Consider the following 20204-nt stretch of genomic DNA (forward strand, 5'->3'; position numbering starts at 1 on the left):
TAGTAACAGGGAGAGGTCGTTCGATTTAGATGCTTATTTTCATTCTGCGCCGGCTCTACCAGACGGTTATCGTCGTGATCGGCGTCGTTTTTCTCATCTCCCTGCTCATGTCCATCCTCCCCGGGGACGTGGCTCTGATGCGCGCGCCCAAGGGGGCCACAGAGGAGATGCTCCAGAACATCCGCGATAAGTACAACCTGGACGAGCCGTTCATGACCCGGTTCTGGCTCTATCTCAAGGGCCTCCCCACCTTCGACCTCGGCGAGTCCTACACTTACAAGCGCCCGGTCATGGACATCATCGCGGAGAGCCTGCCCTGGTCCATCAAGCTGGCCCTCGTCGCCGAGGTCATCATCGTCATCTTCGGCCTTCTGGCCGGCATCATCTCCGCCATATCGCGCTATTCCTTCTGGGACGTGCTGGTGACCATAACCACCTCGGTCCTGGTCGCTTTCCCTATCTTCTGGATCGGGCGATTACTCCAGCTCGTCTTCGCCCAGTGGCTGGGCTGGCTGCCGGCTGCCGGGGCCCCGCCTCCAGGCACCGGTTTCCCCGCATCCATGCAGTACTACATCATGCCCGCCGTCGCCCTGGCGGCCATCTCCACCGCCTACGTGGCCCGCATGCAGCGATCGTCGCTGCTGGAGGTGATGCGCCAGGACTATATCCAGACCGCCCGCGCCAAGGGGCTCTCCAACCGCAGGGTCACCTACAAGCACGCACTGAAGAACGGGCTCATCCCCGTGGTTACCTACATAGGAATCGACTTCGGGGTGCTCATCGGGGCCGCCGTGCTCACCGAGTTCATCTTCAACTGGCCGGGGGTGGGGCACAAGCTCTACAACGCGGTCCTGCAGAGGGACGCCCCCATGGTGCTGGGCCTGGTCTTCGTGCTGGTGCTCATCTTCGTCTTCATCAACCTGGTGGTGGACATATCGTATGCCTTCCTCGACCCACGCATCCGCCTGGGCGGGGGGGAGGAGGTGACCTGATATGCCCGACCGCAAGGATATCGACGACCTCGGCATGGGGAGGGAGCAGCCCGACTTTCTCGGACCCGAGATCGAGGAGTTCGAGCAGGAGCTGGAGAAGGAGAAGGTGCACGGACGCACCGCCCTTTGGAGCGACGTCTGGTACCGTCTGCGCCATAACGTCCTGGCCATGATCGGGCTGGGCATCATCGTCGTCATGCTCCTGGTGGCCATCTTCGCTCCCCTGCTGGCCAACTGGGACCCCTTGTACCAGACCATTCAAGACCAGTCGAAGACCGCGGCGGAGAAGGCGGAGGCGGTGAAACAGCCACCATCGAGTGAGCACTGGCTGGGCACGGACCAGCTGGGGCGCGACATCTACTCGCGCCTTATCTATGGCAGCCGGGTCTCGGTGGAGGTGGGCATCGTAGCCGTGGCCATCTCCCTGGTCATCGGCCTCTTTTTCGGAGCCCTGGCGGGCTACTTCGGGGGCTGGGGCGACTCGGTGATCATGCGCTCCGCCGACGTCTTCTTCGCCTTTCCCACCGTGCTGGGGGCCATCGCCATCATGACCGTGCTGGGTGCGGGTCTGATAAACGTCTTTATCGCCATCGGGGTGCTGGGCTGGGCGACCATCGCCAGGATCTTCCGCGGTTCCATCCTCTCGGTGAAGGAGAACGAATACACCGAGGCTGCGCGGGCCATGGGGGCGGGGCACACACGCATCATCCGCAAGCACATCATGCCCAACGCCATCCAGCCCATCATCGTCTACGCCACCATGGGGGTGGGAGGGGCGATCCTGGCCGAGGCCTGGCTGGCCTTCCTGGGCCTGGGCCAGCAGCTGCCCGCGCCGAGTTGGGGTAACATGCTCACCGAATACCTGGATTTCTACACCACCGACCCGTGGATGATGTTCATCCCCGGGACGGCGATAGTCATCAGCGTCCTGGCCTTCATCCTCCTGGGTGACGGGCTGCGGGACGCCCTGGACCCGCGCCTGAAGGGGAGCGTCTGAGAGTGGATACGAACGGCGGCAAGCTGCTTGAGGTCAAGGACTTGAAGACCTATTTCCACACCCAGGAGGGAGTGGTCAAGGCGGTGGACGGCGTCTCCTTCGACCTGCACCGGGGCGAGGCCCTGGCCGTGGTGGGGGAGTCGGGGTGCGGAAAGTCCGTCACCGCCCTCTCCATCCTGAACCTCGTCCCCGACCCGCCCGGAAAGATCGAGCAGGGGGAGGTCATCTTCGAGGGCAGGAACCTGCTGGAGATGGAGGACAAGGAGATCCGCCAGGTACGCGGCAACAACATCGGCATGATCTTCCAGGACCCCATGACCTTCCTCAACCCGGTGTTCACCATCGGCAACCAGATCAGGGAGCCCATCATGGTCCACCTGGGCCTGGACCGCAAGCAGGCGAAACAGCGCGCCATCGAGCTACTGGAGATGGTGGAGATCCCCCAGGCCGAGAAGCGCTACAAGATGTACCCGCACGAGTTCTCGGGCGGCATGCGCCAGCGGGCCATGATCGCCATGGCCCTCTCCTGCGAGCCCAAGATGCTCATCGCGGACGAGCCCTCCACCGCCCTGGACGTGACCATCCAGGCCCAGATCATGGAGCTCATCGGGCGGCTGCGCATGGAGAAGAACCTCGCGGTGATGCTCATCACCCACGACCTGGGGGTGGTCGCCGGGGTGGCGGAGACGGTGCTGGTCATGTACGCCGGCAAGGTTGTGGAGTACGCGAAGATAGACCGCATCTATTACAATTCGCGCCACCCCTACGCCTGGAGCCTGATGCGCTCCGTGCCCCGCCTCGACGAGAAGAGGGACCGCCTGATGACCATCGGGGGCTCGCCGCCCAGCCTCATCAACCTGCCGCCGGCATGCAGCTTCGCGCCGCGCTGCCCCTTCGCCGAGGAAATCTGCGACAACGAGGAGCCCCCCCTGGTGGAGGCGGAGCCGGACCACTTCTCCGCCTGCCATTTCGCCATGGACTTCGAGCAGCACGGGCGGGAGGTGGCGAAGTGACGGAGACACTTGTCGAGGCGCGCGGGCTGGTCAAGCATTTCCCGGTGGGAAAGGGCATCATACTCTCGAAGCTTGGGGGGACGGTAAAGGCGGTGGACGGGGTCTCCCTGGACGTGAAGGAGGGGACCACCCTGGGGCTGGTCGGGGAATCGGGGTGCGGGAAGTCCACCATGGCCAGGCTCATGCTCCGCCTCATCCCGGCGGACCAGGGAGAGGTCATCTTCGGTGGCCGGGACATCCTCAAGCTCAAACGCAAGGACATGCAGGCGGTGCGCCGGTCCATGCAGATCATCTTCCAGGACCCCTACGCCTCCCTCAACCCCCGCATGAGCGTGGGCGCCATCATCATGGAGCCCATGATAATCCATGGGGAGGGGACCAAGGAGGAGAGGGTGAACCGTGCCAAGGAACTACTGGACGTGGTGGGGCTGCAGCCGGAGCACCTCTTCCGCTATCCCCACGAGTTCTCCGGTGGGCAGAGGCAGCGCATCGGGGTAGCAAGAGCTTTGGCTCTCAATCCAAGCCTGATCATCTGCGACGAGCCCGTTTCAGCCCTGGATGTCTCCATCCAGGCCCAGATACTCAACCTGCTCAAGGAGCTGCAGGAGGACTTCCAACTCACCTATATCTTCATCGCCCACGACCTCTCGGTGGTGCGGCACATCAGCGAGGAGGTGGCGGTGATGTACCTGGGCAAGATCGCGGAGAGGGCCGAACACGACCTCCTCTATAGCAGCCCCAAACACCCCTACACCGTGGCCCTGATGTCGGCGGTGCCCCTGCCCGATCCGGTGAAGGAGAGGGAGAGGAAGCGCATCATCCTCGAGGGCGACGTGCCCAGCCCCATCGATCCCCCCACCGGCTGCCGCTTCCACACCCGGTGCTGGAAAAAGCAGGACATCTGCTCCGAGCAGGAGCCGCCCCTGGAGGAGAAGTCACCCGGCCACCTCGCCGCCTGCTTCTTTCCGGAGAACGCATAACGGCAGATGTTGCGCAGGAAGCTCCTTCCATCGGAACGCGCGCCAGGCCTGAGACAAGTTCTATGAAGTCAATCGTAGAAATCCTCGCGCTGGCCTGAACTTGTCCAGGCGACTGGCACCGTACCGCCGCCCTCCGGGCGTCGCCGCGCTTCCGCGCTGCAAACCACGAAGCTTAGTTCGCTGAATATAGGGGTCCAGGTCTTGGATTTTGGGTACCCCGGTATGTTGACGGCTTTCACCTGATTAACGCCTCTGTATACTACACTTTTGCAATATATACCATAATATGGAATCCAAGATCCAAGACCTGAATCCTAGCCGCCCAGCTCTTCTTTCAGCTCGGGGAGGTTACGGGTGAGGGGGAAGCACAGCAAGGCCAGGACGAACCCGATGGCGCTGAGCCAGATGCCGATGGTGGTGATGCTGGTCCTCTCGGCGAAGTAACCCACCACCAGGTATCCCAGGGGCATGGGCAGCAGCACCATGGCGTCCATGATCGCGAACACCCGTCCCCGGTAGGCAGAGGGCACCACGCGCTGCCGCAGGTACTCGTAGGTGGTGAAGCCAAAGCCGTCCACTATCCCCATGACCAGGCACACCAGCAGGGCCAGGACGAGCGTACCGCTGCCCGAGAGCAGCAACATGCACACCGCGTATCCCAGGAAGCTCACGAAGACCAGGTTCAGAGGCTTTAAACGTCCGAGGAGGCGGTAGGTGAAGATGCTGCCCAGGGCCAGCCCCGCCCCCAGGCTGGCACTGACCAGGGTATAGTAATTCACCTGCCCCAGTTTGTCCTCGCAGAAGAGAGGGAGGAAGACCTCGAAGGCCCCGAAGATGGGCATGAACATCACGTGCATGAGGGTGAGACTGCGCATATGGCGGTCCCTCCAGATGATCCTGAGGGCTTCCCTGAAGCCGCCGGGCACGTGCTCGCGGCCCCCTGGCGTTGCCGCCTTCCGCTCGACGCGGTCCCTCCTCAGCGCCAGGCAACCGAGCCCGGCCACGGCTATCAGGGCGGCGGAGACGAAGAAGATGTCGGCCTTTCCCATGGCCTTGATGAGGAAGTAGGCCGCGAGGGTGCTCACCAGGAAATCTACGGAGCGTAAAAATGAATACGCGGAGTTGGCCCTGGCCAGCTGGGTTATATCCACCAGCTCGGGGATGAGCGCGGAGATGCTGTTGGCGATGACCACCCCGTAGAGGGAGGCGGTGAAGGCGATGATGTAGATGAGCCATGCGGCGTGCACGAAAGGCAGGACGAACAGGAAGGCCGCATAGAGGAGGTTGCCCACGATGAGCAGGTCCCGGCGGGAGAACCTGTCCACGATGGCCCCCGCGAAGGGCCCGGCGATGGTGAAGGGCGCGAAACCCAGCAGCAGGGAGATGCTCATGGAGAAGGCGGAGCCGGTGCGCTCCAGCACGAATAGCGGCAACCCCACGAAGTAGATGCCACGGGCGATGTAGCCGATGCTCTGCGTGGTCAGCAGGACCATCAGCTGGCGGTTGGCCCTCAAGGGAGCTTTGGCGGCGGCGGTCGCGCTCATGCTAACGGGGGAAGACCATGGCGGCGAAGGTCACGGCCGAGCCCTCGCCGGCGTCGAACCAGTGCCCGTAGTCGATGAGTTCTCCCCGCCTGCCGTCCAGGGCCTTGACGAGGGTATAGATGGGGGAGAGCCCGCATATGTGCCGCGCGTCCTTCTCGGCCGCGACGTAGGAATAGAAACCATCGGCGTCCCCTTCCTCCACCTCAGCCAGCATCTCCTTGTCCTTGCCGGTGGTGGAGGATAGCAGCACGGCGTCCAGCGGCATGAGGCTGCCGAAACGGGCCCCCACGTGGGCCAGGTCGGCGGAGGCCATCAGAAGCACGCCTCCCTCCATGGCCGAGAGCAGCCCCTTGAGGGCGGCGATGAACGCGCCCACCTGCGGGTCCTCCGCGGGTGAGCGGCCGTCCGCCAGGAAGGGATGGAAGGAGTTGCAGGTGATGGGGAGCAGGCGGAAGCGGTCCGCCCCGCCGAAGACCATGCTCAGCAGGGGGAGCTGCATCTCGATGGAATGCTCGGAGCGGTGGGACAGCTCGTCCCCCAGGCCGTCCATGCCCGCCGCGCGCGCGATGCCCTCGGCCAGGCCGGCATCGGTCTCCACCATGCCGAAGGGGGTGAGGTAGTTCTTGCGCGTGAGGGCGAAGGGGCCCTGCATCTCGCCGTGGCAGGTGCCGAGGATGACCACCAGGGGGCGCTGGTCCCGGTCGGCGGCCGCTGCCAGGGCCGCGTACAGCCTGCCGTAGCACTGGCGGCCACGCTCCAGGTCGATGTGGGGCGCGATGACGCCGAGGGGCATACCGCTCAGCTCGCGCGGCTCCCCCGCCTCCTCCAGCATGGCGCGCAGATGCTGCACCAGCTCGCGCGGGTCGGCGGCGTAACCGCTCCCCGCGCTGGTCATGGGGCGGTTGGGGAGGGTGAGGTACTCCTCGTCCAGCCGCCTCTTGTAGTCGCGGAAAGCGGCCGAGTCCAGGAGCAGCTTGCCCTCGAGTTCGGCGATGATGGCGGCCACCTGGTCGCTGGTGATGATATCGCCGAAGCGGCGCACGTAAGCCGCCTGCAGGTCACGCAGCGAACGGGTGCCGTCGCACAGGGAGGCGACGTAATAGATGGGGGGCGGCAATGCCACCATGCCCCTGATATATCCCTCGGGGTCTCGCAGGACGATCATGTCCCGTCCCTGCTGTTTGGCGGGAAATGCTTCCAGGCGCCGCAATAAAGGGAATTCGGATGCTTCCATGGGAGGTTAACCTATTTCCAGTCGGTGCGTTTCTTCGACTCCCGCTCGATCCCCACATCCAGGGCCAGCCACGCCTTGGCCCGGATGAGGTCTCTGGTGGACGCGTCGGCCACCAGCGTCATCATCGCCTCGATGCCCCGGGGGTCGCCGATGCGGGTCAAGGCCTCGATGGCCTCGAAGACGACGTTTTCGTCCTCGTCGTAGAGGAACTCGACGATGCCGTCTATGTCGCGTTCCCGCTCCATTTTCTTGATGTCGCGTTTGCCCAATCCGAATTTTGGCATATTATCACCGCATCCAATTCTAACGAGTTTTTCGCTGCCTCGCTACCGTGCGAACAGGCTTTCGAGTAGATCTTCTATTGACGCAACGGTCCGCGCACATCAGGCCGCGTTGCCTCTTCTCAACCCCCCGCCTTTATGCCGGAGAGGCGGTAGAGGTCCACCAGGACCTTGCCCATCTTCTCGGGAGTGCTCAGGGCTATGGCCCCTCCCTTCTGGGCGTCCGCTATCTCCTGCACCAGGGCGCAGGGGGTGATGAGGCAGATGAAGACCGGCTTGCCGTGGCGGCGCCCGATCTCGGCATATTCCCGGGCGGGAAAGGCCGGCCCCGCCCCGCCGCCGGTGACGAAGACCGCCACGGCGCAGTGGATGTCGTCCTGGGCCAGGGCCAGGTCGGTGGCCCGCAGATAGAGGTCTGTGTCGGTCCAGGCGAAGGCGAACATGTCCAGGGGGTTGGCGGCGACGGAGTGCTCGGGGAGGAACTCGGCTATGGCCGCGGCGATCTCCGGCCTCAAGGGAGGGAAGCGCAGCCCTCCCCGCTCGCAGATGTCGCAGATGGCCACCACCGGGCCGGCGGAATGGGTGGAGATGAAGACCCCGGGGCCCGCTAACTCGCCGCCCAGGGAGATGGCCTTGGCGGCGGCGGCCATCTCGGAGCTGGAGCGCACCTGCAGCAGCCCCGCCTGGCGGAAGGCGCCCTCGTAGACGGCCTCGGAGCTGGCCACCGACCCGGTATGGGAGAGGGCGGCCCGCGAGGAGCTCTCGGTATAGCCGCGCGTGTAGACCAGGATAGGCTTCGTGCGCGAGGCTTCCCGCGCCCTGGCCAGGAAGGCGGCGCCGTCGTCCAGGCCCTCGATGAAGAGGCAGATGACGCCGGTGTCGGGGTCCGCGGCGAGGTATTCCAGCATGTCCGCGAACTCCACGTTGGCGCGGTTGCCGATGCTCACGAACTTCGCCAGGCCCACCTGCTCGTCCATGATCTCGTTGAGGATGCTGTTGCCCATGCCGCCGCTTTGGCTGACCACCGAGACGTTTCCGCGCGGGAACCAGACCAGGGGGCTGGCGAAGGTGGCGTTTAGCCCGGCGTGCATGTTTACCACCCCGATGCAATTGGGGCCGATGAGTTTCATGTCCCCCGCGTCCGCGATCTCGATCAGTTCCCGCTGCAGGCGCCCGCCCTCGGGACCCGTCTCGCGGAAGCCGCCGGCGAAGATGACCCCCGCTTTCCCCCCCATCTCCACCGCCTCGCGCACGGAGGGGACGACCTGCCTCTCCGGGATGGCGTAGACGAAGAGGTCGACCCCGTGGGGCAGCTCCGATATGGAGCGGTAGGCGCGCAGCCCCTGGATGCTCTCCCCGGCCCTGGGATTGACGGGATAGACCTCGCCCCGGAACCCGGCCGAGGTGACGGCGGTCAGGGAATGGAACCCCAGCTTGAAGGGATTGTCCGTCGCTCCCACCACGGCTATGCTGCGGGGCTCGAAGAGCGGGCGGAAGCGCTCCAGCACTTCTGAGGACATATATATCACCGCTCCGGATCGCGTTTTTCGGGGCCGCGATGTGCCGTGACCCCGCGCTCGTACAAGGCCCCTCCATACTATCACCAAAGAGAGCGGTCTGTTGCCCCCCGGTGTAATCGGTGACGTGGCGTGCGGCCCGGTTGACGTCCGTGCCGACATCACCGCACGAGCGGCCGCTGCGCGCCGACGATAGTGCGGGCCTCCGGACGGATCCGGAGGCCCAAAAGCCGACTGCCGAGAACCTTGAGTTCTCCCTCTATATATACCACGAAGTACCCTCCATGAAACCCCCGAAAAAGGAAAAACCCGCCTGCGTTGTGCAAGCGGGTTTACCATCCGAAACTGGCTTTCCGGCCCCCTATTCGTCGCTGGGGGACAGGAGATTGGGGCGGTAGGTGGCCTTGCGCATCTTGTTGAAGACCACGTTCACGGAGCGCGAGAATACGTTGGGGTCGGTGTTCTCGATGAGCTGGGTCACGAAGCGCTGGTTGCTGTTCATGGCCTTGGCGATGGCGGCCGCGTCCAGGTTGCGCATGAGCTTGGCGATGAAGTCGGGGTTGCTGCTCATGACCTCCGCCAGGACCGCGGGGTCGAGATGGTTCATGGTCTGGATCAGCAGGTCCTTGTTGTCGTTGACGGCACCGGCAACGACCTTGGGATCCACGGCTGACATCATGCCCGAGATAAGGTCCTTGTTGTTGGCCAGCTTACCGGCCATGGCGCCCAGTTTGCGTTGCAGCTCGCTCATTGTTACCCCCTTGGTAATCAGTATTGACTAACCGGTTCTTGCAGATAACGTAACCTCATACATATTCTACAATAAAATACGCTATGATTTGAACCGCTATTTAGCTGGCAATATGAAATCAGCCACTAATAATGACCAAACTGGACTACCTACTAGCTGTAATTATGGATGCGTTTGATACTGCGGTTTCCTCCCTGTGGATGCTCCCGGAACGTGCAGGTGGCGTTCCCTGGCCTGCCTTTCGGTGGAAGCCCACGGCGCCGTCGGGGAACGCGGAGCGGCGTGGCGGCCTGCCCCCTCTGATTGCGGTAGCGGATCCCGCTCGGGCCCGGCGATCATGCCGGGCAACGCCAGGTTATCCGAGAGCGGACCGCATGTGATCCGGTTTGGGCCGCGAGGACCGTCCGGAGGGGGCACCATCAGAATTAAGGATGTTCACGTTTATGCCCCATGGCGGCGGGAATAATGTGCAATTGAGGCAAGGGCGCCCGAGGAAGAAGGAGATAGGTATGTACGAGGAGCACTTGGAGATCGTGGAGGGTGAAGAAGGTGGGCACGAGCTGGTCCTCTTCGCTCTTTCCACCTGCGGCTGGTGCCGCAAGGCAAGGTCTTTCCTGGACGAGAACAAGCTGAAGTACCGCTACGTGTACGTCGACCTCCTGGAGGGTGACGCCCAGAAGGAGGTGTTCGAGGAGGTCAAGACGCGCAACCCGCGCAAGACGTTCCCGACCCTTATCGTGGACGGCGAGGAAGTGATCGCGGGCTTCAACGAGGACAAGTACAAGGAGTCGCTTCTTTGAGTCCTGGGTACACGCCGGAGGTCCTGGCCCTCTACGAGCGCCTCAACGAGGACGCCGAGGCGGGAGGGTACCACCTGAACCCCGACCGCGACTTCGTGCTCACGCTGGCCGAGGGCCTCAACACCAACCAGGACAGGTACGGCTATATGCTCTGTCCGTGCCGCATGGGCGAGGGGGACCGGGAGGCGGACCTGGACATCATCTGCCCCTGCGACTACCGCGACGCCGACCTCGAGGAGTATGACCAGTGCTACTGAGGCCTATACGTTACCCAGGAGGTCCTGGAAGGCAGGAAAGAGGTCGAGGGGCAGGTGCCGGAGAGAAGGCCCGAGCCCGAGGAACTGGAGAGGATGCGGTCCGAGAAGAAGACCGCCGCGGGCAAGGGCGGAGACGGTATGCCCGTATGGCGCTGCAAGGTCTGCGGCTACCTGGCCGCGCGGGACAGCGCTCCCAAGGTCTGTCCCATCTGCAAGGCGACCCAGGACCGCTTCGAACCCTTCCCCCTGCGGGCGGGACCGTCCCTGCCCGTATGGCGCTGCAGGGTCTGCGGCTACCTGGCCGCGCGTGACAGTGCCCCCAAGGTCTGTCCCATCTGCAAGGCGGCCCAGGACCGCTTCGAACCCTTCCCGCTATAACGGGGTCAGTCACGGACGGGGTCAGCCCCTGACATGCGACATAGAGCAAAGATCCGTAAAACCGCTCATGACGAAGATCGAACAGCCCACCTTTAACAGCAGGCACTTTATTAACGGCAGGCCTCCCTCTCTTCTCAGGCCTTTTTGTCACATGTCAGGGGCTGACCCCATTACTCCTCCAGGAGGAGGGTTATGTCCCCGCTGGATACCTCCACGTCGATCTGGAGAGTGATGATGGAGCGGCGGAAGGCGTCGTTCACGTATACCGCGCCCTCTCCGTCCTCGGAGTCCACGGTCATGCCAGGAGCGTTTATATCGCCGGAGCGCGTCCGGGCTCGCACGCGCACCCCCACGTCCCTGGGCAGGCGCAGGGTGACGTCGCCGGAGCTGTTGGTGATGGTCGCCCCCAGGGCGCTTACCCACTCTCCGAGCAGGTCCACGTCGATCTCGCCGCTCGAGTTCTCGACATCCATCTCGATGTAGGTGCTGTACCGGCCCTTAAGCTCCACGCTCACGTCTCCGCTGCTGGAATCGATCTCCACCCGCCTCAGCTCGGGCTTGTCCCCGGAGAGGTCGACGGCGATGTCCCCGGAGCTGGCGTCCACCTTCAGGCTGCGCAGCGCCAGGGGCCGCAGGTCGAACTCCCCGTCGCCGCTGGAGAGGGTGGCGCCCAGGTCCAGGGGAACGCTGTCCGCGAAGCGCAGGTCCCAGTCGTTGTGGATGAACCAGAAGGCGGGGACCCACCAGTCGCCGCCCTGCCGCACGCTCAGCTCGCCCACGCCCTGCTTCACGCTGTAGTCGATCTCGGGCTCCCAGCGCCTGATGTTATAGGTGAAGGTGCCCTCGAACATGAGGTCCGCGCCGCCGCCTACGTTTAGGTTGCCCGAGTCTATCTCCAGTTCGGCGGAGACGCTCTGCGCCCCCTGCAGTGACACCGAGCGCTCGACCGTCTCGGTGTCGCCGATGTTGATGATCATCCACGGCACCATGGCCGCCACGAATATGAGCAGCAGGGCCAGGTTGACGATGCCCAGGACGATGCCCGCCGTGGCCAGGCCGGAGCCGCCCATCTCGCCGCGGGAGCGCTTGATGCCGCTCCTGGCGATGGCCCCGAAGACGATGGCCAACGCGGCCGCGATGAAGGGCAGGCACATGAAGGAGAGGATGCCCAGGACCAGGGAGGCCACCGCCCAGCCGCTGGTCCTCGCCGGTGCGGGACGGGGCGCCAACGGCGGGGGATAGGGCGGGGGAGGCATGGCCGGGGCGGCCGGAGGCGGGACGAACGCGGCCGCCGCTCCCTCCGGCGCGGTCCCGGCTTCCGGAGCCTCCGCTTCCGCTGCAGGCCCTGCTTCCTCCCCGACGGGCCCTTCCACAACCGGCTCCCAGGCCGTCTCCCCGGCCCCCGCGGCGGCGGCTTCCCCTTCCCCGGGTTCCCAGGCCGTCTCCGCGCTCGCGGCCGTGCCGTCCCCCGTGCCCTCCGCGGCTGCGGGGCCCTCCCCGCCCGCGAGCCTGGCTCCGCACTGGCGGCAGAAGACGTCGCCGGGGCGGGCTTCCTTTCCGCAGTCCTCACAGAGCATCTTTAACACCCTTTCACGCATCCTGACGGCGCTGCAGCCTGTCCATCTCTTTCTGGATCATGCGCTGCCGTCTCGACTCGCCGTGTACGTCCATGAAGTAGTGCATGAGGTGGAAGGCCACACCGATGCCCCAGCCGATCATCACCCACACGAACCAGGGGTAGCCGGCACCGGTGATGGCCCAGATGATGATGAGAAAGACGTTTACGATGACGTAGGAGCCAAGGTGCCACCACAGCTCCAGCTTCTGCTTCACCCGGCGCTCCGCTATCTCCTGCGGTGTCTCCGCCCGCGCCTGCTCTCCGTAGGGCTGCGCCGCCCGGGGAGGCATGGGCGCCGGCGGCGCCGTCGCGTCCGTGGCGGCAGCCGCTTCGCCAACGGCGACCCTGGCAGTGCCGGATATGGCGCTGCCGCAGGCATGGCAGAAGGCGTCTCCCGCCTCGACTTCCTTGCCGCATCTATGGCAGTAGGCCATGTCGTCCTCCTTCACCGGTGGCCGATATCCTTTCAGGCGCCGGCGCAGGTACTCGTTCCCGGGCGGTGCCGTCCGCGAATCCCCCATGCGGCGCCGTGCCGTTCGCTTGCCGCAGCGCCATCGTCTCCCGTGCGACGGTCGCCGCGAAGCTAGTCTTTCTTCCTGAGACCCGCCAGCTTCTTGTAGATCTTGTACAGGCCGTTCAGGTAGATGAGCGCGAAGGCGGCCAGCGCGGCGTAAAACCCCGCCGTGCTCTTCTCGCGCAGGGTGGCGAAGTTCACCGTCCAGCCCGCCCCGAAGACGCGCGGCACGATGACGCGGGGGTCGCCGGGGTTCCACATCCTCTCCCTGATCCTGGACGGGGTGGGAAACCTGAGATCGTAGGGTACGCCCAGGAACTTGCCGTATCTTTCCACGCCCTCACCTCCTCGGGCTCTAGGAAATGCCTCCGAGCATGAACGCCTCGATGAAGCCCACCACCAGGTCGGGGTACTCGTAGTTGGGGCAGTGGCCGCAGCCGGGCACCATCTGCAACTGGGCGTCCGGGATGAGGCCCCGCAGGCGTCCGGCCTCGGCTGGCCTCACCGAGGGGTCCCGGTCGCCGTAGATGATCAGGGTCGGGGCCATTATCCCCGGCAGCAGCGGGTCGAGGTCGAGCTGCGCCAGCATATGGGTGGTCTCCACCAGCGCCTGCTTCTTGACCTTGCTCCCCTGCTCCACCGCCTCCTCCAGGAAGGTCGGCGGGAGGTCGTCGGGGTAGAGCACCGAGGACTTGATTAGGCGGGCGGTTATGCGCGGCCCCCAGAAGATATGCAGGAGGCCGGCCAGGTGGTGGACCAGGGGCACCCGCGCCGGCCACCCCAGCGCGCTGCCCTTGCCGGGGGTGTCGATGAGCACCAGCCGCTCCACCATGTCGGGATGGGTCGCCGCGAAATGAACGCAGATGCTGCCGCCCATGGAGTGCCCCACCAGGCTGACCCGCTCCAGCCCCAGCTCCCGCAGCAGGTCCGCGAGGAACGCGGTGAAGCCCTCCAGGGTGAACCGGAAACCGTCCGGGATGCCGGAGTCGCCGTGGCCCGGCAGGTCGGGGGCGATGACGTGAAAACGCTCGGAGAGCCAGGGCGCCACCATGCCCCACAGGGCACCCGAGCCGATCCAGCCGTGCACCAGCAGCACCGCTTCGCCCTTGCCCATGGCGCCGTAGCTGATCTTCGCCCCGCCCATGCGTATCTCCGGCATGTGCCTCTCCTTTGCCCTCCCCGCAAGAGCCCCGCAGCAGCGTGAATATTCCTGTCTATAAGGTATCCGAGCGGGGGTTAGAATTCAACGGCGGCGTAGCGCCCCGGCCGCCTCGAACGGGCAGCTGATGCGCCTGCACAGTATTTTGACCGGGGGTAATCAAAACAAGGCAACGATGATATAATGGCGTCACCTCGTTTCTTCCCCACTATATTAATAAACTAGTACAACATTATCATCTTGACAGATAAATATTTATTGTATAGAATTTCAGAGCTTGCTTTAACTCGGGGCAATGTGCTGGTAAGCGATGGAGCGAGGGGCATATGGGCGGAGACATCATCGCCGAGAAGTTCGCTCTACTCAAGACAAGGGGCAGCAACGGGGTGGCCTGCACCCATATCGTGGAGGATACCCTGTTGGGCCAGCGGGCCGTGGTCAAGGTCAGCGACGCCGTCGAGGACCTCGGGTTCGATTATCTCAAGGCGGTCAACCTGGCGCGCGAGTGTTCCATACCCGGCCTGCTCGTGCCCTTCGAGGGGGGCATCCTGGAGGAAGAGGCCGGTTACTATCTCGCCTTCCCCGAACTGGGGGAGCCTTCCCTGGAGAACTACCTGCGCATGGGGGCGCCCATCACCGCCTGCGATGTCCTCGGCATAGGCGAGAAGGTGCTGCGCATACTGGAGGAGATGCACGGGGCGGGCTTCTGTCACCTCTTCATCAACACCCGCAACGTCTTCTACCGCCCGCGCGGCGAGGTCACCCTCAAGGACCCGGCCCTCAAACGGGAGTTCTTCCATCCCCTGCTCGAGCTGGTGGCGGCGCCGGACTTCTCCTACTTCAGTCCCGAGGTCATGGACGGCGGCATGCCGGGAGAGGAAGCCGACCTCTATGCCCTGGGAAGGCTCATCGAGAGGTGTCTCGAACAGGCCGACGGTTCCCCGGGGTCTCGCGGGGAGCGCCTCGCGCGCTGGCTGGCGGAGAGGTGCCGGGCGGCCGGGGCGGGCGAGGGCTCTACCGCGATGGAGATCAGGAGCGGGTTGGAGCACGGGCCCATGGCTGACGGGGACGCCGCGGAAGCGGACATCGCCAGCGCCCGCCGGACGGGCGGATGGAGGGAGGAGCCCGCGGGGCGTATGGAGGAGGAGGCAAGCGCCCCCGCCATGCGGGCACTCCGCTCACCCCCTGCCCGGAGGGGCGGCAAGGGCAGGGCGGCCAGGGCCGTGCTCGCCCTGGTTCTGGTCTTGGTCCTGCTGGGCGGGATCGCCGGCGCGTACCTCTTCGGCGTCGGTGGAGACGCGCCGCCCGCGCAGGCGCGCGGGGGCGGCTCGCAGGTGGGGGAGGAGGCCTCGGGGGAGGCGTCTCGTAACATAAGAGGCGTCTGCGCGGCGGGGGCGGCGGCCGATAGCGCCGGGGACGGCGGCGACACGCAACAGGTCCAGGCGGCGGAAAGCGCGGCTGGCGACGCCGCATCAAGCGGCAAAGGCTCGGGAGGAACCGAGGAGGCGGGGGCGGTCCAGACCCCCGCGGCCGCCCCTCCGGCCGATCCCAGCGCGGCGGCGCCGGTGGCCGCGTTCACGCTGTCGCCGGGCGAGGGGGAGTCACCGCTGCGCGTTTACCTGGACGCCTCCGCCAGTTACGACCCGGACGGGAGCATCGTCTCCTACGCCTGGAGCTGCGGCGGCAGCGGCGCGGGCGTCTACCACGTCTTCGAGAGCAACATCATCCCCGCCGTCATCCCCGTGACCCTGACGGTCACCGACGACGGCGGCCACAGCGCACAGGCCACCCTGTGCGTGACCTTGTACTAGAGGGATGTTCCGCCGCGGCGGCGCGTGCGGCATGAGGGACCGCCCCGCGGCGGGCGGGAAAGGAGAGGCGCGATGCAGGTGATCATTGTGAGCCCGGGGAAGGTGCTGGTGGCGGGGGCGGTCGCGGCCGTGCTCGTCGCGTCGAGCATGCTGGGGGCCCTGGCCCTGGCCGGGGCCTTCCGCGGGGAGACGGCCCAGGCCTACGGGACGGACGGCGTGGGCGCCAGGACGTGGTTCTTCGCCGAGGGCTACACCGGCCCCGGCTTCGACGAATGGATCCTCGTGTATAATCCCCCGGCCAATAAGGGCGGCGTGGGAGTGACCATCGCTCCGGTGATTAACATGTACAGCAATACTGGTCCTATAGGGTTCTATACTGTTGGTAGTGTCTCCCCGGGCCAGAGGCGCTCGGTGAACATCAACGCCGCCGCCGCCTACTACGGCTACGCCGGGGACGTCTCCATCGTGGTCTACGACGACCAGCCCTTCATCTGCGAGCGCGCCATGTACTTCGACTACGCGGGGCGCATAAGCGGGGGCAGCCAGGTCTTCGGCTACCAGGAAGGCGCGGCGGAGTAGGGGGAGCGGGAAGATGCATGCCGGGATGAAGAAGGCCGCTCTCCCCGTGCTCGCGCTGGCCCTCTGCCTCGCCGCCTGCGCCGCGGGCACCCGGACGGCGCACTCCTACCCCGCCGAGACGGAGTCGCAGACGGGCTGGACGGGGGAGAGCGACTGCGGGCCCAACAACCCCCGCCACGCGCAAATGGACCGCGGCGCGGGCTTCCTGCACCTGGTCGCGGACAACGGCGGCAACGTCTACTACCTGCGCGCCGCCGACGGGGACATCCTCGACTGGGGGTCCGCGCGCTGCCTGGACCTGAAGAAGGAGCGCAAGGCGGCGGACCCCTACGTCGAGGCCGCGGGGAGCTACGTCGTCGTCTCCTGGAAGGAGCTGGTGGGCTCCACCTGGGCCCTGGCCCTGGCCGTCTCCGCCGACCGCGGGGAGACCTGGGCCACCTGGGCCGACCCCAACCCCGCCTGCAACAACTACGAGGCCCACGTGGCCTTCGCGGGCAACAAGGTACACGCCGCCTACGTCTCCGACTACGACGCCGGGCAGGGGCGCCGCAACGAGGTCTACTACCGCCGCTTCTCCGCCGCCCTGGTGCCGGAGGCCGTCTCCTGCCCCTCGGGTCAGCTCGACGGCACCGCCGCCTCCTTCCCCTGCCTCGAGGCCGCCTCGGCCTCCGCCGTCAACGTCTTTTACCAGCACGGCGGCTCCGCCCCCCACCCCATCTACGAGTCCTGTACCGCCGACGCCGGCGTGAGCTGGGTCCGGTCGGAGCTTATCCCGACGGGGGGCTGCGTCGATCTCTCCCACCCGGAGGTGGGGGTGTGGATGGACGGCGCCGACCGCCGCAAGATGGTGGTTGCTTCAGGTGCCAATGCTGGCAGCTACGAAGTCTGGTACCGAAGGTATATTAACTCAAAGTGGGACATGGAAGAGCAACTCGTAGACAAGTGCACAGTACGCCCCTACCCGCAGATAGCCACCTGCGGCAGCGACATCCTGGTGGTCTACCGCCAGGCGGGCGAGTCCCTCGACCGCGGCGTCGCCGGCAAGGTCAACCGCAACTCCGGCGTGGATGCCTGGAGCCACATCGAGGGCCTCTTCTACTCGAACCTCTCCTTCGACGACTGCGGCTCCGTGGACTGCTGCTCCGACGGCACCAGGTTCTACGCCGCCTCGGCGGGCACCGGCGCGGTCAACCGCGTCCTCACCAAGCGCGAGGACACGCAGGACCCCACCGTGGTCATCGCCGACCCCGGCGCCTATCACAACGCCGACTTCGCGGTCACTGCGGCCGCCGCCGACGACTTCGGCCGCAGCGCCGACTGGCTGCTATCCCCCTCCCCCGAGCACTACGACGCCGGCATCCTCCACGCCGACTACTTCTACCGCAAGGCGGGGGCCCCGGGCTGGACGGAATGGCCCGGGGGCGCCCGGGACGCCGACGCCCCCTGGTCCAGGAACTTTCCCGGGGCGACGGTAAAGGAGGGCGCCTACGATTTCCGGGTGACGGTTGAGGACACGGCCGGGCACGTGGCCGAGAACGTGCTCACCGGGGTGATCGTGGACCGCACCCCTCCCGTGGATGTCAGGTTGCAGATATCGCCGCCGGACGGCGAGGACGGCTGGTACGTGGCGCAGCCTAAGGTGGGGCCGTCCGTGCTCGCCAGGGACGTCATCTCCGGCGTCAAGGCCACCTATTACCGCTTCGACGGCGCGGCGGACTGGACCGTGTACGCCGAGCCCTTCGACCTCCTGGAGGGGGAGCATGCCATCGGGTATTACGCCGAGGACAACGCCGGCAACGCCTCCGCCGCACAGGCCTTCTCCTACAAGGCCGATTTCACCGACCCGCGGGGGGAGATCGTCTCTCCACCGCCCGGTGAGTATTTCCAGATGAGGGTGGCGGCCGAGGTGTCCTGCGCGGACGCGGGTTCGGGGGTGGCCGCCATCACCTGGCTGGTGGACGGAGCACCCCTCGAGGAAGGGCCCGAGGCCAAAGCCGACCTGGACATCTCCGGCCTGGTGGACGGGCAACACTCGCTTCAGGCCGAGATCAGGGACAGGGCGGGAAGGAAGTGCCGCACCCAGGCCGTGCTCTTCTACAAGGACACCACTCCCCCCAGCGTGAGGGTGGAGGAGCCCACGGGGCTGGAGTGGGTGCGGGGCATTGTCGCCATCAAGGCCGATATAACGGACAACCTCAAGGTGGGCCGGGCGGAGTTCCGGGTGGACGGCGCCAGGGTGGACGGGCGCACCTCCGCCCCCTGGCTTGGCACCTGGGACACCTCGACGGCCGTGAACGGCTATCACGTGGTCCAGGTGGAAGCGTGGGACGAGGCGGGAAACCATGCGGAGCATACCGCCGCGAGCGAGGTGGCCGTGTACGTGGGCAACAACATCTCCGAGACCAACCATTTCGCGGAAGGGTGCACCCGCCCGGGTTTCGACACCTGGCTGTGCCTGCAGAACCCCGGGAGCGAGGCCGCCTCGGTGACCGTCAACTATTACCTGGGCGAGGGGCAGGGCACGGCCGCCCCGCGCACCTACTCGCTTCCGCCCCACTCCCGCAGCACCATCTACGTGAACGGAGAGGTGGGCACGGGCAAGGACGTGTCCATACAGGTCACGTCCTCCAGGCCCATCGTCTCCGAGCGTCCCATGTACTTCGATTATGCGGGCGCGGCGGACAACCACTGGAAGGGCTGCCATGTGGCGCAGGGGGCCCACTTCCCCCGCTCAGACTGGTACTTCGCCGAGGGCTGCACCCGCACGGGCTTCGACACCTGGCTGTGCCTGCAGAACCCCGAGGGACGCGAGGCCGGGGTCCGGGTGGAGTACATGATGGAAAACGGCGCTTCCCTGCAGCGCTACTACAGGGTGGCCCCCTGGAGCCGCGGTACGGTGCTGGTGAACGGCGAGGTGGGGTCGGGACACGACGTGTCCATGCATGTCTCCTCCGACGTGCCCATCGTGGCCGAGAGGCCGGTCTACTTCCTCTACCAGGGGATGTGGGACGGCGGCCACAACGTCATGGGCGCCGCCAGGCCGGAGACGGAGTGGTTCTTCGCGGAGGGGTGCACGCGCACCGGCTTCAACCAGTGGCTGTGCCTGCAGAACCCCAACGAGGAGGCGACGCTGGCGGAAATCACATATGTGATGGAGGACGGCGGCCGCATCGAGCGGGAATACCGGCTGGAGCCGCGCTCCCGCTTCACCGTCAACGTCAACAACGACGTGGCGCGGCAGCACGACGTCTCCGCCTGCGTCACCTCGGAGCTGCCCATCGTGGCCGAGAGGCCCATGTACTTCCTCTACGACTCGCGCATCGACGAGGGGTCCAACGCCATGGGGGTGTGCAGGCCCGGCTCATCCTGGTACCTGGCCGAGGGGTGCACGCGGTCGGGGTTCGAGGAGTACATATGCCTGCTCAACCCGGGTGAGGCCGCGGCGGAGGTGGTGCTGCGCTTCATGCTCGAGGACACCTCCCAGCGCGAGCACACGGTGAGGGTGCCGCCCTCGGCGCGGGTGACGGTGAGGGTGAACGACGTGGTGGGGTCCGAGCACGACGTCTCCTGCGAGGTGATGAGCGACCGGCCGGTGGTGGTGGAGCGGCCCATGTACTCCATGTACGGGGGCGCCTGGCCCTCCGGCGACACCCTCTCCGGCTACACCTTCAACCCCTAGGCCCTATCTCATAATATGTTGGGCGGAGGGCAACCCCCTCCGCCCGGTTCAGCCAGGTACCCTATCCCTTGCCGGGAACATGGCTGGTAGGGAATCTGCT

The 20204-nt window shown here is 65.8% G+C and carries 17 protein-coding genes and 2 pseudogenes; 10 read left to right on the plus strand and 9 right to left on the minus strand.

The window, feature by feature from the left end; translation table 11 throughout:
- Window positions 1-29 precede the first annotated feature (29 nt).
- Genes AB1384_10100 through AB1384_10115 form a run of 4 tightly spaced genes read left to right on the plus strand, consistent with a single transcriptional unit; the run spans window position 30 to window position 3982 of the window.
- Complete coding sequence (locus tag AB1384_10100) at window positions 30-992, plus strand: ABC transporter permease (GenBank protein ID MEW6554625.1); 963 nt, start codon at window positions 30-32, stop codon at window positions 990-992.
- Between the two features lies 1 nt (window position 993).
- Entirely contained in the window at window positions 994-1989 is a 996-nt protein-coding gene (locus AB1384_10105) for an ABC transporter permease (protein ID MEW6554626.1), read from the plus strand.
- Between the two features lie 2 nt (window positions 1990-1991).
- Entirely contained in the window at window positions 1992-3002 is a 1011-nt protein-coding gene (locus AB1384_10110; GenBank protein ID MEW6554627.1) for an ABC transporter ATP-binding protein, read from the plus strand.
- Entirely contained in the window at window positions 2999-3982 is a 984-nt protein-coding gene (locus AB1384_10115; GenBank protein MEW6554628.1) for a dipeptide ABC transporter ATP-binding protein, read from the plus strand. Before AB1384_10110 ends, AB1384_10115 begins: the two co-directional genes overlap by 4 nt.
- A gap of 314 nt (window positions 3983-4296) precedes the next feature.
- Here AB1384_10115 and AB1384_10120 read toward each other — a convergent pair whose 3' ends face one another.
- From AB1384_10120 to AB1384_10140, 5 genes are all read right to left on the minus strand, one after another.
- Complete coding sequence (locus tag AB1384_10120) at window positions 4297-5526, minus strand: MFS transporter (protein ID MEW6554629.1); 1230 nt, start codon at window positions 5524-5526, stop codon at window positions 4297-4299.
- Window position 5527: 1 nt separating this feature from the next.
- Window positions 5528-6760, minus strand: a complete 1233-nt coding sequence (gene amrB / locus AB1384_10125; protein MEW6554630.1) for an AmmeMemoRadiSam system protein B — start codon at window positions 6758-6760, stop codon at window positions 5528-5530.
- Window positions 6761-6771: 11 nt separating this feature from the next.
- Window positions 6772-7044, minus strand: a complete 273-nt coding sequence (locus AB1384_10130) for a HEAT repeat domain-containing protein (GenBank protein ID MEW6554631.1) — start codon at window positions 7042-7044, stop codon at window positions 6772-6774.
- Window positions 7045-7163: 119 nt separating this feature from the next.
- Window positions 7164-8561: a CoA-binding protein gene (locus AB1384_10135; GenBank protein MEW6554632.1), complete on the minus strand. Its 1398-nt coding sequence runs from the start codon at window positions 8559-8561 to the stop codon at window positions 7164-7166.
- Window positions 8562-8919: 358 nt separating this feature from the next.
- The gene (locus AB1384_10140; protein MEW6554633.1) at window positions 8920-9309 is read right to left on the minus strand and encodes a hypothetical protein; all 390 of its coding nucleotides are present in this window, start codon (window positions 9307-9309) and stop codon (window positions 8920-8922) included.
- A 509-nt stretch (window positions 9310-9818) separates the two neighbouring features.
- On the opposite strand from AB1384_10140, the gene AB1384_10145 reads away from it, so the two are divergent.
- The 3 genes and pseudogenes from AB1384_10145 to AB1384_10155 all read left to right on the plus strand — a co-directional run bounded on the left by AB1384_10145 (window position 9819) and on the right by AB1384_10155 (window position 10744).
- The gene (locus AB1384_10145; GenBank protein ID MEW6554634.1) at window positions 9819-10109 is read left to right on the plus strand and encodes a glutaredoxin family protein; all 291 of its coding nucleotides are present in this window, start codon (window positions 9819-9821) and stop codon (window positions 10107-10109) included.
- Window positions 10106-10609 (plus strand): annotated as a pseudogene (locus AB1384_10150) (ferredoxin-thioredoxin reductase catalytic domain-containing protein). Before AB1384_10145 ends, AB1384_10150 begins: the two are co-directional and overlap by 4 nt.
- Before the next feature lie 42 nt (window positions 10610-10651).
- Window positions 10652-10744 (plus strand): annotated as a pseudogene (locus AB1384_10155) (rubredoxin-like domain-containing protein).
- A 170-nt stretch (window positions 10745-10914) separates the two neighbouring features.
- On the opposite strand, the gene AB1384_10160 reads toward AB1384_10155, so the two are convergent.
- The 4 genes from AB1384_10160 to AB1384_10175 form a co-directional block, all read right to left on the minus strand.
- On the minus strand, window positions 10915-12321 hold the full coding sequence (locus AB1384_10160; GenBank protein MEW6554635.1) for a DUF4097 family beta strand repeat-containing protein: 1407 nt from the start codon (window positions 12319-12321) through the stop codon (window positions 10915-10917).
- A gap of 13 nt (window positions 12322-12334) precedes the next feature.
- Entirely contained in the window at window positions 12335-12796 is a 462-nt protein-coding gene (locus tag AB1384_10165) for a 2TM domain-containing protein (GenBank protein ID MEW6554636.1), read from the minus strand.
- Between the two features lie 149 nt (window positions 12797-12945).
- Window positions 12946-13212, minus strand: coding sequence for a DUF5808 domain-containing protein (locus AB1384_10170; GenBank protein ID MEW6554637.1), 267 nt, complete (start codon window positions 13210-13212; stop codon window positions 12946-12948).
- A 19-nt stretch (window positions 13213-13231) separates the two neighbouring features.
- Window positions 13232-14035, minus strand: coding sequence for an alpha/beta hydrolase (locus AB1384_10175; protein ID MEW6554638.1), 804 nt, complete (start codon window positions 14033-14035; stop codon window positions 13232-13234).
- 326 nt (window positions 14036-14361) lie between these two features.
- Between AB1384_10175 and AB1384_10180 the strand changes: the two genes are divergently transcribed.
- The 3 genes from AB1384_10180 to AB1384_10190 all read left to right on the plus strand — a co-directional run bounded on the left by AB1384_10180 (window position 14362) and on the right by AB1384_10190 (window position 20104).
- The gene (locus tag AB1384_10180) at window positions 14362-15846 is read left to right on the plus strand and encodes a PKD domain-containing protein (protein MEW6554639.1); all 1485 of its coding nucleotides are present in this window, start codon (window positions 14362-14364) and stop codon (window positions 15844-15846) included.
- A 72-nt stretch (window positions 15847-15918) separates the two neighbouring features.
- Complete coding sequence (locus tag AB1384_10185) at window positions 15919-16425, plus strand: hypothetical protein (GenBank protein ID MEW6554640.1); 507 nt, start codon at window positions 15919-15921, stop codon at window positions 16423-16425.
- A gap of 25 nt (window positions 16426-16450) precedes the next feature.
- Window positions 16451-20104, plus strand: coding sequence for an Ig-like domain-containing protein (locus tag AB1384_10190; protein ID MEW6554641.1), 3654 nt, complete (start codon window positions 16451-16453; stop codon window positions 20102-20104).
- Window positions 20105-20204 lie beyond the last annotated feature (100 nt).

The organism is Actinomycetota bacterium (genome assembly GCA_040757835.1).
Taxonomy (GTDB): domain Bacteria; phylum Actinomycetota; class Geothermincolia; order Geothermincolales; family RBG-13-55-18; genus SURF-21.

What these genes read in the sequence shown, in the direction of transcription:
- AB1384_10145 (MEW6554634.1), top strand. Translation starts at nt 9,819, where the DNA reads ATGTACGAGGAGCACTTGGAGATCGTGGAGGGTGAAGAAGGTGGGCAC.
- amrB (MEW6554630.1), bottom strand. Translation starts at nt 6,760, where the DNA reads ATGGAAGCATCCGAATTCCCTTTATTGCGGCGCCTGGAAGCATTTCCC.
- AB1384_10120 (MEW6554629.1), bottom strand. Translation starts at nt 5,526, where the DNA reads ATGAGCGCGACCGCCGCCGCCAAAGCTCCCTTGAGGGCCAACCGCCAG.
- AB1384_10140 (MEW6554633.1), bottom strand. Translation starts at nt 9,309, where the DNA reads ATGAGCGAGCTGCAACGCAAACTGGGCGCCATGGCCGGTAAGCTGGCC.
- AB1384_10165 (MEW6554636.1), bottom strand. Translation starts at nt 12,796, where the DNA reads ATGGCCTACTGCCATAGATGCGGCAAGGAAGTCGAGGCGGGAGACGCC.
- AB1384_10185 (MEW6554640.1), top strand. Translation starts at nt 15,919, where the DNA reads ATGCAGGTGATCATTGTGAGCCCGGGGAAGGTGCTGGTGGCGGGGGCG.
- AB1384_10180 (MEW6554639.1), top strand. Translation starts at nt 14,362, where the DNA reads ATGGGCGGAGACATCATCGCCGAGAAGTTCGCTCTACTCAAGACAAGG.
- AB1384_10105 (MEW6554626.1), top strand. Translation starts at nt 994, where the DNA reads ATGCCCGACCGCAAGGATATCGACGACCTCGGCATGGGGAGGGAGCAG.
- AB1384_10160 (MEW6554635.1), bottom strand. Translation starts at nt 12,321, where the DNA reads ATGCTCTGTGAGGACTGCGGAAAGGAAGCCCGCCCCGGCGACGTCTTC.
- AB1384_10135 (MEW6554632.1), bottom strand. Translation starts at nt 8,561, where the DNA reads ATGTCCTCAGAAGTGCTGGAGCGCTTCCGCCCGCTCTTCGAGCCCCGC.
- AB1384_10175 (MEW6554638.1), bottom strand. Translation starts at nt 14,035, where the DNA reads ATGCCGGAGATACGCATGGGCGGGGCGAAGATCAGCTACGGCGCCATG.
- AB1384_10130 (MEW6554631.1), bottom strand. Translation starts at nt 7,044, where the DNA reads ATGCCAAAATTCGGATTGGGCAAACGCGACATCAAGAAAATGGAGCGG.
- AB1384_10190 (MEW6554641.1), top strand. Translation starts at nt 16,451, where the DNA reads ATGAAGAAGGCCGCTCTCCCCGTGCTCGCGCTGGCCCTCTGCCTCGCC.
- AB1384_10100 (MEW6554625.1), top strand. Translation starts at nt 30, where the DNA reads ATGCTTATTTTCATTCTGCGCCGGCTCTACCAGACGGTTATCGTCGTG.